Origin of the sequence: Bradyrhizobium sp. HKCCYLS20291, assembly GCF_051167715.1 — a bacterium.
Taxonomy (GTDB): Bacteria; Pseudomonadota; Alphaproteobacteria; order Rhizobiales; family Xanthobacteraceae; genus Bradyrhizobium.
On sequence record NZ_JBNPTO010000017.1, the window covers coordinates 31,617 to 45,837 of the forward strand.

The window sequence follows — 14,221 nt, forward strand, 5'->3', positions numbered from 1 at the left end:
GCGGACATGGTCTCGCGTGATGCTCATGTGCGGGATCTGCGACGCATCCTGGCGCGCGCTAGAATCAGGCGACCCTGCCGATCTCGCCCTAGCCCGTCGCCAATGATCGCATTGAGAACCCCTTGCTTGTTGGTCGTCAGCGCGGTTTGCAAGAGCTCACCCTTGTCACCAACCTCTGCCACCTGAAACATCGCGCGGCCGGCGTGCACCGATAGTGAGACCTCGCCCGTCACGTCGCCGATGACCTCCTCTTTCCCATCCCCGACGGGTTCGATGATTGCCACGTACTCGTCGCCGAGAGGATCGCCCTGCAGGCAACCGTCCAGTTCCTGGCACGGGCCCTTGATCCCCGCACCGCCGACTTCAGGTTCGAAGTTGGGATGTTCACCACGTTCGCCAATCATTGACCCTTTCGCGATCTGGAAGCTCGGCGATTCAAGCGACAGAAAAGCCTCCGCAAGGCCAATCGATACCGTACGATCTTCATAGTCGTGTTTGGCTCTGCCCAATCGGAGGGTCGCATCGACATAGAAACTGTTGGGCACGTTGCCTGGCCGAGGCGAATGCAACCGCGCTTCCGCCAGCCCGTCGGTGAATCTGCCGCCCAGTATCTGCCAATCCGAGAGCGGTGCGGCGTCATCCTTGCCAGCATGAATCGGCTTGCGGGCTTTGCGCAAACGCGTCTTCCACTCTTCATAGTATTCACTGTCGCCAAACAACTCCCGTTCCACCAGGTAGTGGATACGATTTGACGGGCGCTGACCGCCCCGAATATTGCGAAGCGTTCGCTCTGAGATGGTCGTAGCCGCGGCAAACAGACCGAGGTGCCAGATTTCGCCTTTTCGGTCGGGCTGCCCGCCTGGTCGCGTGCCATGGTCGAACAAGTGCCATTCGAGCAGTTCCGCGTAGGACTTGGCGTCGCAATTGCCGTCGGAATCTTTCGGCATTTTCCGTTTCCTTCCGAAAATCGTCCGATCCTTGCCGGGCTGTGCTCTACAGCCGTGGCCGACCAAGTCCTAATGAAGAACTCCTACAATTCAGGAGCTAAGTCATGGCAGCCAAGGCGTCCAACAAGTCGAAAGCAAAACCGAGCCGCTTGAGACTATGTATCTTCTGGCTCCTGAAGGGTGAAGCCGAAGGTTGGTATGCGATCACGCTTCTTGCGATCCTGGTGATGCTGGCCCTCGTGGGCACGCTCCTGCTCGTGGGTCCGCCACCGTTGCAACCGCGCGAGCCGGGCCTTCATCCCGCAACGAAGTCAACCTTGTGGAACCGCCCACATTATGGAATATTTCATCTAGTGCGCGGTCCCTGCTTCTCCGCGAGCGCTGGAGGCCTTACGCATGCCAACGTCCCGGAGCCCCACGCAGGAGTTCGAGCTCGTGACGCTCAGCCGTGAGCTGCTACAGATTCGGCGTAATAATCGCTTGATCTTCACCGGCATCGACGCAATCAACACCCGCCTCAAGATGCTGGCACGTGAGAAGGGCAAGTTCCGCGCGACCTCAGTGGCGCCGCGCGAAGACGGCATTCCGGTTTGGCTCAACTTCGGCCCCTTCATCACGCCGCAGACTCGCTGGAGAAGAGAGCTTCATTAAGATTGGACCATCGTCACCGTTCGCCCCTTTGACGAAATCGTCACCTCAACAGGCCAAATGCGTGGACGGGGACGTTGGAGAGGCACGGGCCGGCGCTCATCAGACAACCTCCATCGTTTGCGCGCAAGTCAGTCGTGTGGGAAGCCGATCTCGGCCATCGGTAGATCAGAACTGGCGACGGCGAGAGGAGCGGAGTTGTTCGGCCCCATTGTGGGCAGATGCCGCGCGAGGAGTAGCGGAAGCTCCGACCACCTCCATCGGCCTCCTGGATCCGGCCTGCAGTTGCCGGGATCGTTCGCCGGTTTCCGCTACAATCCGCCGTTATGGTGCGGGTGAAGGAATGGGCAGCTGGCGCGATGATTGATATAAATATATGAAATTAAATGGTAATTTAGGTTTTGAGTGCGGACTCCCTCTCCGCCAACTCCTCCGCGCCCCTCATGTCAACGAGATGCCGTGCGCAGACGCAATGGTGCAGGTCGAACATGTTCGCGTCGTAGATACGGATATTGCAGCGAGCGAATCCGGCTGATGCGCAACCAGAGCATTACTATTTGCCGCTCAGTTGGCGCAACGTGCCTCGAGCGCATCGACGAATGCGCGATCCCATCGGCCCTCACGGATTGCCTGGATGGTGCCGTGTTCATTCTGTTCCTGGGCTAGTGCTTTCTCGATGACCCTTGCAGCCGCGGACGGTGGGAAGGCGAGGAGGCCGTCCTGATCGCCCACGATGATGTCGCCCGCGTTCACGGGCATACCCCCGACGGTGATCGGGACGTTGATCGCTCCGGGACCATCCTTGTATGGACCGCGATGGGTCACGCCGCGTGCGTACACAGGAAAAGTACGCTGACGAATCTCGGCAACGTCGCGAATGGCGCCGTCGAGCACCATGCCGGCAAGCCCGAGCGAGGCCGCGGCGAGCGTCATGATGCCGCCGACCAGTGCGTTGGAGATATCACCGCCGGCATCGACAACCATCACGTCGCCAGGACGACAGAAGTCATAGGCGCGTAGGATGGCAAGGTTGTCGCCGCCGCGCGTCTTCACCGTCACCGCAGTGCCTACCATCGGTGCCGGAGAGTGATACGGGATTAGCCCGGTGCTGCCGCAACTGCGGTGCAGCTGATCGCTGAGCAGGGCGACCGCGATGGTCCGCAGTTTCGCGATCACCGCTGGATCGACTTGCGGAGCCGAAGGGTTCTTCACAATGCCGGTGTTTGCCATGAGATGCTCTCGATCGGGGTGTCAGCGGAGTTCGGAAACGGCGTGAGCGATGCGACTGGCGCCGTCGTCGAGGACTTCGAGCGACGCCGCGATCGAAATGCGGAAGTACGGCGACAAGCCGTAGGCGCTGCCTTGAACCACGGCGACACCGACGCTTTCGAGCAGGTACATCGCGACGTCACCGTCGGTTTCGAGGCTCGTGCCGGCCGGTGTCCGTCGGCCGATCAAGCCAGCACAATTGACGTAGAGATAGAACGCGCCGTCGGGCGGCAGGCAGCTCAGGCCCTCGATCTGGTTGATGCGCGACAGCATGCGATCGCGGCGGGTCCGGTAGATCGCGACGCTTTCTGCAACGAAACTCTGATCTCCATTGAGGGCTTCGACGGCGGCAGCCTGGCTGATCGAGCAGGCGTTGCCGGCGGCCTGCGACAGCAGAGTGTTCAGCGCGCCGATGAGGTCGGAGGGCCCGGCGATCCAGCCGATCCGCCAGCCGGTCATCGCGTAGGTCTTCGACACGCCGTTGACCGCAAGCACGCGGTCCGCGAGTTCGGGGGCGGCGTTCAGCAAATGTGGCGTCCTGCGATCGTCGAAGCGGATGTGTTCGTAGATGTCATCGGTCATGACCAATACGTGCGGATGCCGTGCGAGGACCTCGGCCAGCATGCGATAATCTTCCGCTGAGTAGCTCGCGCCCGTCGGATTCGACGGCGAGTTGATGATCAGCCATCGCGTCCTGTCCGTGATCGCCGCGTCAAGCTGCGCCGGCGAGATCTTGAAGCTTTGGCTTTCTGAGCACGCGACGATCTTCGACACACCGTCGCAGGCGATCACCATATCGGGGTATGACACCCAATAGGGCGCCGGGATGATCACCTCGTCACCAGCCTCGATCGTCGCCTCGAGCGCGCTGTAGATGCCGCTCTTGCAACCATTGGTGACGATAATGTCGGAAGGTGCGTAGGTGAGATCGTTCTCGCGCTTCAGTTTCGCGGCGATCGCTTGGCGAAGATCAACGGAACCAGCCAACATCGTGTAGCGGGTTGCGCCCTGGTCCATTGCCTTTGAGGCCGCGGCGCGAATGTTCGCAGGCGTATCGAAGTCCGGCTCGCCGACGACGAGGCTGACGATGTTTTTGCCCTCTCGCTTCAGCGCCGTTGCCCGATCGGCGGCCGCCGAGCTGGGCGACGGCTTGATGCGCCTCACGCGTGCGGAGATACGAGGATGGTTCATAGTGATTGACCCTGGCTAAGCGAGGTGCGACGCTAGAGACAGAGCCGGGCGCTGGCCAACACGAGTTCGATCTGGCCTGATAGGCATATCTTATGGATGTTCTGCTCCGGGTCAGCAACGGGAGGCGGTCTGAGGAAACGACGTGAATCTCAGGCGACTGCAGTATTTCGTGAAGATCGTCGACGTCGGCAGCCTGACGCAAGCCGCCGATGTGCTGCATGTGGCGCAGCCGGCCCTGAGTCAGCAACTCGCGACCCTCGAAGGAGAAGTGCGTCAGCAGCTTCTCGTGCGCACCAAAAGCGGCGTGGTGCCGACCGAGGCGGGCAAGGTGCTGTATCGCCACGCCCAGCTGATCCTCCGGCAATGCGACCAGGCGCGCGCCGACATGAATGCCGCCGCGAAGAACATTTCCGGCGCCGTGGCCGTGGGATTGGCGCCAGGGACGGCCGCGGCGGGACTCGCCCTGCCGCTGCTGCGCGCGGTACGGGCGCGGCACCCGGGCATTCTGCTCTATCTGAACGAAACTTACGGGAGCACGCTCTCCGAACTCATTATGAATGGCCGCATGGATCTGGCCGTCCTCTACGGCGGCAAGACCGCTGTCCACGGCCTGGCATTCCTGCCGCTGCTGCGAGAGCCGCTTTACCTTGTTGGCCGTGGCAGCATGGTGGCACCTCCGGCTGAAGTGCCGCTCGCGATGCTGGTTGACACCGACCTTTACCTCGCGCGTCCGTACAATGTCGTCCGCAAGATGGTGAACGACGCGTTCGCGGCCATCGGCAAGGTGCCGAAGGTCGTGGCGGAAATCGAATCCGCCAGCACCCTGACAGCTGTGATCGCCGACGGACTTGGCGCGACCATCCTGCCCGAATCGATGGCGCGGCAGGTCGCATCGTCGTGTGATGCATGGCAATCGTGCATCGTCAATCCTGTGATCGAAGCGCCGTTGGCGCTTTGCCAGTCCGATCACCTGCCGCTGTCTGAGCCTGCGCAGGCGATCAAGGATATCCTGCTGGAGCTTGTGGCCGGTCTGCCGGGAAACCTCGTCGCTCATGAAGAGCGGTCTCCAAAAGGGTCATAGCGCTCCCTTATAGGGGCAAAGCCAATCCGTCTTGGCCGGCAGGAATCAATAGCGCTAGCGTCGACCCAGGCGCTACGACCGCGCCAAGCCACGATCCCCGAACGGGCGGCGCTGCATGGACCTGAACCGTATCAAGGCTCTGATCGACGCGATGGCAGCGTCTGATCTGAACGAGATGGAATTCAGCGAAGACGGCTGGTCGCTCAGGCTGGTCCGGTGTCCGCCGTCGGGGGACCTGATTGAGGCACCGGCCAGGTCCGCTCTGCCCGCGCATGCGCGGCAGCGGCCGGCTCGCGTGCAACCCGATACGGCGCCGACGAAAATGACGAGCGCAGCAGCGCCCTTGTTCGGAATTGTCCATCTGCAGCCCGCGCCGGGTGCTCCAGTCTTTGTTTCGGCTGGCCAGACCGTGACGTCTGGAACGCCACTCTGCGTCATCGAGGCGATGAAGATGTTCCATGAGGTTCGCGCTGAACAGGACGGCACAGTGTCGGAGATCCTCGTTGCCTCTGGTCAGGAAGTCGAGGCCGGCCAGGAGCTGATACGGTTCGCGTGATCAGATGTTTCAATCGGTCCTCATAGCCAATCGGGGAGAGATCGCGCTGCGGATCCAGCGGACCTGTCGGCGTCTCGGATTGCGAACGATTGTGGTCCATTCCGAGGCCGATCGAGACGCGCTGTGCGTGCGTCATGCGGACCAGGCTCTGTGCATCGGGCCTGCTGCGGCAGGGCAGAGTTACCTGAACCAGAGGGCTATCCTGTTCGCAGCCGAAATCAGCGGGGCCCAGGCGATCCATCCCGGCTACGGATTCCTGTCCGAAAATGCAGGTTTTGCGGAGCAGGTCGAGGCCGCAGGCCTGACATTCATAGGTCCAACGGCTGCGAGCATGCGTGTGATGGGCGATAAGATCGCGGCCAAGCGGGCCATGAGAGCCGCGGGCGTTCCGTGCGTTCCCGGTCCCGATGCGGCGCTGACTGAGGATCTCGATGCCTCGCGCGCAGTGGCGCGCGAGATCGGTTACCCCGTGATCCTGAAGGCTGCGGGCGGCGGGGGCGGTCGGGGCATGCGGATGGTGGAGAGTGAGGACGGCTTGCGCGACGCGCTGCTCCTGACCCGGGAAGAAGCGCGACGGACGTTCGGCAACAGCGACATCTATGTCGAGAAATTCCTGGGCCGCCCGCGCCACGTCGAGATCCAGGTGATCGCTGATACGCATGGTGACGCGGTCTGGCTTGGCAGTCGTGATTGCTCGCTACAGCGGCGACATCAGAAGGTGATCGAAGAGGCGCCAGCTCCGCTCATCCGGGATACGCTGGTCCGTGACATCGGCGAGCGCTGCGCAGAGGCTTGCCGGCAGATCGGCTACCGCGGCGTCGGCACTTTCGAATTTCTGGTCGAAGATGAGGCGTTCTACTTCATCGAGATGAATACGCGCCTGCAGGTCGAACATCCCGTCACCGAGATGACCACCGGGATCGATCTTGTCGAGGCTCAGATCCGTGTGGCGCAGGGTGAAAGGCTGTCGTTCAGGCAGGACGACATCGCCTGTCACGGTCATGCCGTCGAGTGCCGGATCAATGCCGAAGACCCGGACAGCTTCGTGCCTTCTCCGGGAGTGATTGAAACCTGGCAGATGCCCGGCGGACCTGGCGTGCGCATCGACAGTCACGCGAGTGCCGGCTATCGCGTGTCGTCGTACTACGACTCGCTGCTCGGCAAGCTCATCGTCCACGGCGCGACGCGCGATGAGGCGCTGGCGCGGTTGCGCGTGGCGCTCGACGAAGCCCGGATCGAGGGGATTGCAACCAACCTGCCGCTGCATCAGCGCCTGGTCGCCGATCCCGATTTTATCCGTGGTGGTGTCAGCATCCATCATCTTGAGACCAAGCTGCGCCGAAGTGGACAGCCATGACGGTGGATCGGCCTCGCACGAGCCTGCTTGGGACGACGGCGCTGCTGTTCGAGGCGCCTGGCGAGACCACGCTGGAAACGCAGCGGCGGATCTGGGCGCTGGCGCGCGACGCTGCCGAATTTTCCGGCGTGCGTGAGGCCGTGCCGGGCATGAATAACCTCATGCTGGTCTTTGTCGAGCCGCCGCGACGGCCGGAGGAGTTCGCGCAACGGCTTATCGAGCGCTGGAACGTCGTCGAGCCGCTTCCGATCGCCGGGCGCTGCATCGATCTACCCGTCGTGTATGGCGGCGAAGCCGGGCCGCACATGGCAGATGTGGCCGAACACACCGGCATGCATGTCGATGAGATCGTGGAACGCCACAGCGCGCCAACCTACACCGTGTTCGCGCTCGGAAGTCACCCAGGCTACTGCTACCTCGGTGGCATGGATGCACGCATCGCGACGCCGCGCCGCAAGGTGCCGGTGCTGAAGATTCCATGTGGGGCTGTCTCGATCGGCGGTAGCCAGACCGGCGTGTCCGCCTCCGACGGCCCCAGCGGATGGAACACGATCGGTAGCACGGAGGTCGCATTCTTCGATGTGAATCGCAGGCCGCCCGCGCTGCTTCAGCCGGGCGATCGTATTCGCTTCAAAGCTGTCCGGGTGCTGCGATGATCAGGGTCTTGTCAGCAGGTGCGCTCGCGACGGTTCAGGACCTCGGCCGTACCGGCGCGCTCAATCTCGGCGTCGGAACGTCGGGCGCCATGGATCCGCTGGCGCTGGCTGGCGGCAACATTCTGCTGCGCAACGAGGAGAACGCCGCAGCCGTCGAGATACCGGTGTTTCCGTTCAAGGTCCGGTTCGAGGGCGCGACTGTTTTTGCCGTCACCGGCGCCGACTGCGCGGCACGGCTCGATGAGACGCCATTGTTGCCCTGGTGGGCGTATCGCGCCGAAGCGGGACAGGTCTTGTCGCTTTCCCTTCCCAAGCCGGCGACTTGGCGCGCAACCCGCGCTTATCTGTGTATCGCCGATGGCATCGAGTCACCGGTCGTGCTCGGTTCGCGCAGCACGCAATTGAGAGGCTCGTTTGGCGGCCATGAGGGACGAGCGCTCCGCGATGGCGACGAACTGCGAGCCGGCCGTCCGAACGGCCGGGCCGTGCCCGGCTTCGGTCTGGTGCCGCCCGGGCTGTCGCTTCCGCTTCAGGCCGACGGCGTGCCGGCCGTTCGCGTGTTGCCGGCCGCCGAGTACGACTGCTTCACCGATCCGTCAAAGGAGGCATTGTGGTCGACGGCCTGGAAAATCACCCCGCAGAGCGACCGCTACGGTTACCGGCTTGCCGGTGAGGCGCTCAACCCGCTTCGCCGGCTGGAATTGCGCTCGCACGGAATCGTGCCAGGCGTCATTCAGGTGCCCCATGGCGGCCAGCCGATCATCCAGATGCGCGACGCGCAACCTTCCGGCGGCTATCCGAAGATCGGCACCGTGATCGAGGCAGACCTGTGGCGTCTCGGCCAGGCTCCGATCGGGAGCAGTGTTCGCTTCATCCGCTGCAGCTGGGACGAAGCGCTGGGCGCTTCTGTGGATGTCCGCCGCTGGATGGCTAACGCCCGCCGGCTCGTCGAGCTTCATTGCGGCGAAGGGGGAGGCCGATGAGCAATCCTCTCGATCACGTCGACCAGTTGGGCGCCTGGCTCAAGGGCGCCGACCTCGCGCTGCTCGAGCTCCGGGGGCCGGGCGCCAATTTGCGCCTGGTCAACGATGGCGCATCGGTGCGCGCCGTCGAAGGCGAGGAGCCGCTGTCGGTCGACGCCCCGACGATAACCGTTGGCGCGCCTTCGCCGGGCCTCTTTCTCGATCGTCATCCGCTCCACGATCGGACAATCGCGGCGGTCGCCGCCGATGTCCGGGCTGGCGAGCCTCTCGGCTTCCTGCAGATCGGGCCCTTGCTGATGGCGGTGCCGGCGCCCCGGGCAGGCTTGGTGACCGATGTGCTGGCCGCACACGGCACGATCGTCGGCTATGGCGCGCCGCTGTTCGTACTACAGCCGATCGAAGGTCAGACATCATGAAGATCGATCTCAACGCCGATATGGGCGAAGGTTTTGGTCCGTGGCCAATGGGCAATGACGAGGCGCTGCTGGACCTCGTGTCTTCGGCCAACGTCGCCTGCGGCTTCCATGCCGGCGATCCGCTGATCATGCAGCGCACGGCGGAGCGCGCCAGGGCGCGCGGCGTCGACCTGGGGGCGCATGTCGGGTTTCCGGACCGTCAGGGATTTGGCCGGCGCGTGATGCAGATCGACGCCGCCGAACTCGCCGCCATGGTCACCTACCAGCTCGGCGCGCTCGATGGCATCGCGCGGGCCGTCGGGCACCGCGTCACGCATATGAGTTTTCACGGGGCGCTGGGCAACATGGCTGCGGCCGACGCCGATCTTGCTTTGCCATTGGTTCGCGCGGTCGCTGCCTTCGATTCCGATCTCTTGATCGTTTCCTCGAGCAGCCGCGCCATCGAGGGAGCCGCGGCATCGTGCGGTATCAAGGTTGCCACGACGTTCCTCGCCGACCGGGCCTATGACGACGACGGTCTGCTGGTGTCGCGGGCCAAGCCCGGCGCGGTGATTCACGATGCCGCGGCGGTCGCCGAGCGGGTCGAGCGTCTGCTGCGGGATGGAGTGGTCTTGGCGGCCAGCGGAAAGGCGCTCGCCATGCCGGCCAAGTCGATCCTGCTGCACGGGGATACGCAGGGCGCCGTTGAACTGGCCCGCGCGATTCGAGCCTCGATCGAGGCCGCAGGCGGCGAGATCGTGCCGGTTTCCCGGCTTGTGGCGGGCCCTGGCGGGGTGGCCGGACGATCATAAGGGGACCTTATCCCGCCACAGCCAATCCGTCTTGGCGGGGATGTTGCGCGATCGTCTAGCGTGTTGAGAACGTGAGGAGCCAGATGCCATTCTCCGATTACAGGACCGCTCTCGTCACCGGCGCCTCGTCTGGCATTGGCCTGGCGGTCGTCGAGCGCCTGGCGCGTGAGGGCCTGAAGGTTCATGCGCTGGCGCGCAACGCCGACGCGCTGAAAGCCCTGGCCGATCGCACCGGCTGCATCCCGCACGCGATCGACGTCAGGGATATCGCCGCGATCACCAAGCTCGTTCAGGCCATCGAGGTCGACGTGCTCGTCAACAGCGCGGGCGTCGACCGGCCGAAGAAGTTTCTCCAGGCGGATGCGGAGGACATCGATCTGCTGGTCGATGTCAACCTGCGCGCGATCCTGCATCTCTGCCGATTGCTGGTGCCGGGCATGGCCCAGCGCGATCGCGGCCATGTGGTGAACATCACCTCGATTGCCGGCGCTTACAATTTTGCGGGCAATTCGACCTATCACGCGACCAAGGCGGCGGTCGGCATGCTGACCAGTCAGCTCAGGGTCGATTGCTTCGGCAGACGCGTGCGCGTCACCGAGATCTGCCCGGGCCGTGTTGCAACTGATATCTTCGCCCACGTCCACGGCGACAGTGCCGAAACACGCGCGAACTTCATCGAAGGCTTTGAACTGCCCGAGGCAAAGGATATCGCCGACGCGATCGCGTTTGCGATCGCGGCACCGGTGGCGGTGAATGTCGGCTACATCGAGATCACACCGACCTTGCAAGTGCCGGGTGGCTTGTCGACCACTCGCCCCGAGAGCTCCCCCAGAACCGTTCTCCAGGCCTAGATGGAGGGCGCGCGATGAAGGGCTTTGACCTCATGGCCGTCCTGCACAATCCGGAGTTCAGCCGGATGCTGGTCCATGGGGTCAAGATGACCTTCATCATCTTCATCGGCTCGTGGCTGCTGGCGATGAGTCTTGGGATGGTCCTTCTTGCGGTCCGGATGCTGCCGAGCCGGATCGCTGACGGCCTTGTTGCGATCTACGTGTCCTACCATCGCAATGTGCCGACGCTGGTGCAGCTCATGCTGTGGTACTTCGGCATTTCGAGCCTGCTGCCGGATTCGTTGCAGATGTGGCTCAGCGATCACAACGGCGAAGCGGTGTTCGCCATTATTGCCCTGGGGTTGTGCCAGGCGGCGTATTTCAGCGAAGACCAGCGCTCCGGGCTGCGGGCGGTGCCGACCGGTCAATGGGAGGCTGCCCGGGCGCTCGGGCACAGCTACCTTGGCGCAATGGCCTACATCCTGCTGCCGCAGGCCATTCGCAACGCGATGCCAGCGCTGGTGAACCACACGGTCTCGCTGTTCAAGAATTCCAGTCTGGCGATGGCGATCGGCGTCGCCGAATTGACCCACGCCGTGAAGGAGGTCGAGAATCAGAGCTTCCGTCCGTTCGAAACCTACCTGATTGCGACGATCGTCTATCTCGTCTGCTCGCTGCTGCTGATGTGGCTTGGTCACATCCTGGAGCAGCGCAGCCGTATGGCCGGAGCCAACTGACCATGACGATGCTGCAGAGCATGTTCGAAATCGTCAGGGACAACTGGTTATTGCTGCTGATCGGCCAGTATCCAAACGGTCCGCTCGGCGGCATTTCGGCCACGATCATCCTCTCCGTCCTTGGCATCGGGTTGGCCTTTCCGCTGAGCGTCCTGATGGCGCTGGCCGCGCTGTCGCCATGGCGCGCGTTGCGCTGGCCAGTGACGGCCGTCGTCTACGTCACCCGCGGAGTGCCGCTGCTGCTGATCATCCTGTGGGTCTACTTCGTGCTGCCGGTCCTGATCGGCCACAGCGTGCCGGCGTTCACGACCATGTTGGTCACGCTGGTCGGCTATGAGGCCGCGTTCCTGAGCGAGATCGTGCGCGCCGGCATCCAGGCACTCCCCAAGGGCCAGACGGATGCCGCCCGCGCGCTCGGACACAGCCATCTCGGTGCGATGCGTTACGTGATCCTGCCGCAGGCGCTGTTCAACATGATCCCGAGCATCCTCAGCCAGTTTGTCTCCACGATCAAGGAGACCACGCTCGGCTACATCATCAACGTCCCCGAGCTCACCTTTGCGGCCGGCCAGATCAACAACCGGCTGCTGACCAGGCCGTTCGAAGTCTACTTCATTCTGGCCATCAGCTACTACGCGGTCTGCTGGAGTCTGACGCTGGTCATCGGCGTGGTCGAGCGGCGGATTGCCGCGCGCAGGACCTCGAGCCTGACGGCTGCTGCATCCGCACTGCCTGCCACCCCCGCAAGCGCATCAGGGACATGACATGACCGTGTCGAACGCAATCCCAGCCGGCGAAGCGGCCCCGATGATCCAGTTCGTCGCCGTCCACAAATTCTACGGTTCGCTCGCCGCGCTGACCGACGTCAATGCCGAGGTCAAGAAGGGCGAAGTGGTGGTGGTCTGCGGGCCGTCCGGTTCGGGCAAGTCGACGCTGATCCGCACCGTCAACCGGCTCGAACAGATCCAGTCGGGCTCCGTCTTGTTCCAGGGGCAGGACGTCCACGCCAAACTGCGCAGCTCGGCGCTGAATCAGTTGCGCAGCCGGATCGGCTTCGTGTTCCAGAGCTTCAACCTGTTTCCGCATCTCAGTGCACTCGACAATGTCATGCTGTCGCCGATGAAGGTGAACGGCGTCAAGCGCAGCGATGCGCGTGAAGCCGCCCTTCGGCTGCTGGACCGCGTCGGACTCTCCGACAAGGCGCAGAACTATCCAGCCCAGCTCTCCGGTGGACAGCAGCAACGCGTGGCGATCGCGCGTGCGCTCGCCATGGAGCCGCCTGCGATGCTGTTCGACGAACCGACCAGCGCGCTCGATCCGGAGATGGTGGGCGAGGTGCTTTCGGTAATGCGCACGCTCGCGCGCGACGGAATGACCATGATGTGCGTGACCCACGAGATGAATTTCGCGCGGGATGTCGCCGATCGCGTCTGGTTCATGGACGCCGGAAAGGTGCTCGAGACGGCGGCGCCGGGCGACTTCTTCCGCTCGCCGCAACACCCGCGTGCGAAGCGCTTTCTGTCGGACCTGCACACAAGGTGACCGTACCGGCTTTATACAACCAACCTGGAGGAGAATACCGATGTCTTTCAAGAACTGGCCAATCGGCTTCGTGGCCGCGATCGCAGGCCTTGCCGGGATTGTGTCGGCGGCAAGCGCCGATCAGCTCTCGGATATCATCCAGCGCAAGGAACTGCGCTGCGGAACCTTCGCGGACGTGCCGCCGTTTGCGGCACCTGATGCCAAGACGCGGGAGATGGTCGGCTTCGACGTCGACCTCTGCAAGGCGATCGCGCAACGATGGGGCGTTACGGCAAAGGTCACACCGCTCTCGGTCGAGGCGCGCGTGCCGGAGGTCAAGCTCGGCCACGTCGACATCACGGTGGCAAACCTCGCCTACACGCTTGGACGCGCCGAGCAGATCCAGTTTTCCGATCCGTATTACATTGCCAAGGAAATGCTCGCAGTGAAGGCGAGCGACCCAGGGACTGCCAAGGCCGACTTCAAAGGTAAGCGGCTCGCGTCGACCAAAGGATCGACGTCGGAGATGGCGATCAAGATGAATGAATCCGACCCGCTGACTTTCGTCGATACCGGTTCAGCCTTCATGGCGGTTCAGCAGAACAAGGCAGTCGGAATGGTCGCCAACACCATGACCATCACCAAGCTCGTCAACCAGTCCAAGGAGGCCGGGCAGCCGCTGAAGATGATCGAAGAGCCCATGGTGCTCCAGCCGATCGGCGTTGGCATGAAGAAGGACGAGCCGGCGCTGCTCGCGAAGGTCAACGAAACCTTACTCGCGATGGACCAGGCCGGCGAGATCAACCAGCTCTGGGACAAGTGGCTGGGTCCGACCACTGAGTTCAAGATGACACGTACCGACAAGGTCGCGCCGCTTAGCCAGCTGAAATTTACGCCGATCCCCTGAGTTGTGAACCGGCACCATTCAATCGATCATGGCAGCACCGTGCCGAGCCAAAGTACTCGCAACCTGCTCCATCGCCGCTTGGGCGGCGAGGGGCAGGGGCTTCCCTGCGGCCAGCGCGAAAACGAGTGTCGTGACCCGTTGACTGGAGGCAGAGCGTTTTCCTCTGCACCTCCAGAGTCGCTGGCTGCGCGCCAGAACAATCACCGGTGGCGGGCAGAACGCCGCCATTGGAGAGCTTCAACAAGCAGCCTGCGGGAATAGACGCTGTTCACTCCGCTTTCCAAGGCCGCGTTGCGCTCCGATGCTGGCGATCGCGACTATAACGACGCTA

At 63.2% G+C, this 14,221-nt stretch carries 16 protein-coding genes; 13 read left to right on the forward strand and 3 right to left on the reverse strand.

The window, feature by feature from the left end; translation table 11 throughout:
• Nucleotides 1–23: 23 nt before the first annotated feature.
• Entirely contained in the window at nt 24–947 is a 924-nt protein-coding gene (locus ACQR07_RS29190; RefSeq protein ID WP_434905535.1) for a hypothetical protein, read from the reverse strand.
• A 435-nt stretch (nt 948–1,382) separates the two neighbouring features.
• On the opposite strand from ACQR07_RS29190, the gene ACQR07_RS29195 reads away from it, so the two are divergent.
• Nucleotides 1,383–1,598: a hypothetical protein gene (locus ACQR07_RS29195; protein ID WP_434905536.1), complete on the forward strand. Its 216-nt coding sequence runs from the start codon at nt 1,383–1,385 to the stop codon at nt 1,596–1,598.
• Nucleotides 1,599–2,159: 561 nt separating this feature from the next.
• Here the strand turns inward: ACQR07_RS29195 and ACQR07_RS29200 are convergent.
• Nucleotides 2,160–2,825 carry an RraA family protein gene (locus ACQR07_RS29200; protein WP_434905537.1) on the reverse strand — a complete coding sequence of 222 codons (666 nt, stop codon included), beginning with the start codon at nt 2,823–2,825 and terminating at the stop codon, nt 2,160–2,162.
• A gap of 21 nt (nt 2,826–2,846) precedes the next feature.
• Nucleotides 2,847–4,055, reverse strand: a complete 1,209-nt coding sequence (locus ACQR07_RS29205; RefSeq protein WP_434905538.1) for an aspartate transaminase — start codon at nt 4,053–4,055, stop codon at nt 2,847–2,849.
• A 142-nt stretch (nt 4,056–4,197) separates the two neighbouring features.
• Between ACQR07_RS29205 and nac the strand changes: the two genes are divergently transcribed.
• From nac to ACQR07_RS29265, 12 genes are all read left to right on the forward strand, one after another.
• Nucleotides 4,198–5,136 carry a nitrogen assimilation transcriptional regulator NAC gene (gene nac, locus ACQR07_RS29210; protein ID WP_434905539.1) on the forward strand — a complete coding sequence of 313 codons (939 nt, stop codon included), beginning with the start codon at nt 4,198–4,200 and terminating at the stop codon, nt 5,134–5,136.
• A gap of 115 nt (nt 5,137–5,251) precedes the next feature.
• Nucleotides 5,252–5,692 carry an acetyl-CoA carboxylase biotin carboxyl carrier protein gene (locus ACQR07_RS29215; protein ID WP_434905540.1) on the forward strand — a complete coding sequence of 147 codons (441 nt, stop codon included), beginning with the start codon at nt 5,252–5,254 and terminating at the stop codon, nt 5,690–5,692.
• Nucleotides 5,693–5,696: 4 nt separating this feature from the next.
• A complete protein-coding gene (gene accC / locus ACQR07_RS29220) occupies nt 5,697–7,049 on the forward strand; it encodes an acetyl-CoA carboxylase biotin carboxylase subunit (protein ID WP_434905541.1) in 1,353 nt (450 codons plus the stop codon).
• On the forward strand, nt 7,046–7,705 hold the full coding sequence (gene pxpB / locus ACQR07_RS29225; protein WP_434905542.1) for a 5-oxoprolinase subunit PxpB: 660 nt from the start codon (nt 7,046–7,048) through the stop codon (nt 7,703–7,705). The genes accC and pxpB overlap by 4 nt, the downstream gene beginning before the upstream one ends.
• A complete protein-coding gene (locus ACQR07_RS29230; protein WP_434905543.1) occupies nt 7,702–8,688 on the forward strand; it encodes a biotin-dependent carboxyltransferase family protein in 987 nt (328 codons plus the stop codon). Before pxpB ends, ACQR07_RS29230 begins: the two co-directional genes overlap by 4 nt.
• Nucleotides 8,685–9,104: a biotin/lipoyl-containing protein gene (locus ACQR07_RS29235; RefSeq protein ID WP_434905544.1), complete on the forward strand. Its 420-nt coding sequence runs from the start codon at nt 8,685–8,687 to the stop codon at nt 9,102–9,104. The genes ACQR07_RS29230 and ACQR07_RS29235 overlap by 4 nt, the downstream gene beginning before the upstream one ends.
• Nucleotides 9,101–9,895 carry a LamB/YcsF family protein gene (locus ACQR07_RS29240; RefSeq protein WP_434905545.1) on the forward strand — a complete coding sequence of 265 codons (795 nt, stop codon included), beginning with the start codon at nt 9,101–9,103 and terminating at the stop codon, nt 9,893–9,895. The genes ACQR07_RS29235 and ACQR07_RS29240 overlap by 4 nt, the downstream gene beginning before the upstream one ends.
• An 83-nt stretch (nt 9,896–9,978) precedes the next feature.
• A complete protein-coding gene (locus ACQR07_RS29245) occupies nt 9,979–10,746 on the forward strand; it encodes an SDR family oxidoreductase (RefSeq protein WP_434905546.1) in 768 nt (255 codons plus the stop codon).
• A gap of 14 nt (nt 10,747–10,760) precedes the next feature.
• The gene (locus ACQR07_RS29250) at nt 10,761–11,462 is read left to right on the forward strand and encodes an amino acid ABC transporter permease (protein ID WP_434905547.1); all 702 of its coding nucleotides are present in this window, start codon (nt 10,761–10,763) and stop codon (nt 11,460–11,462) included.
• 8 nt (nt 11,463–11,470) lie between these two features.
• A complete protein-coding gene (locus tag ACQR07_RS29255; protein WP_434905654.1) occupies nt 11,471–12,226 on the forward strand; it encodes an amino acid ABC transporter permease in 756 nt (251 codons plus the stop codon).
• A 1-nt stretch (nt 12,227) separates the two neighbouring features.
• The gene (locus tag ACQR07_RS29260) at nt 12,228–13,004 is read left to right on the forward strand and encodes an amino acid ABC transporter ATP-binding protein (protein WP_434905548.1); all 777 of its coding nucleotides are present in this window, start codon (nt 12,228–12,230) and stop codon (nt 13,002–13,004) included.
• Between the two features lie 40 nt (nt 13,005–13,044).
• Entirely contained in the window at nt 13,045–13,890 is an 846-nt protein-coding gene (locus tag ACQR07_RS29265; RefSeq protein ID WP_434905655.1) for an ABC transporter substrate-binding protein, read from the forward strand.
• Nucleotides 13,891–14,221: the final 331 nt, after the last annotated feature.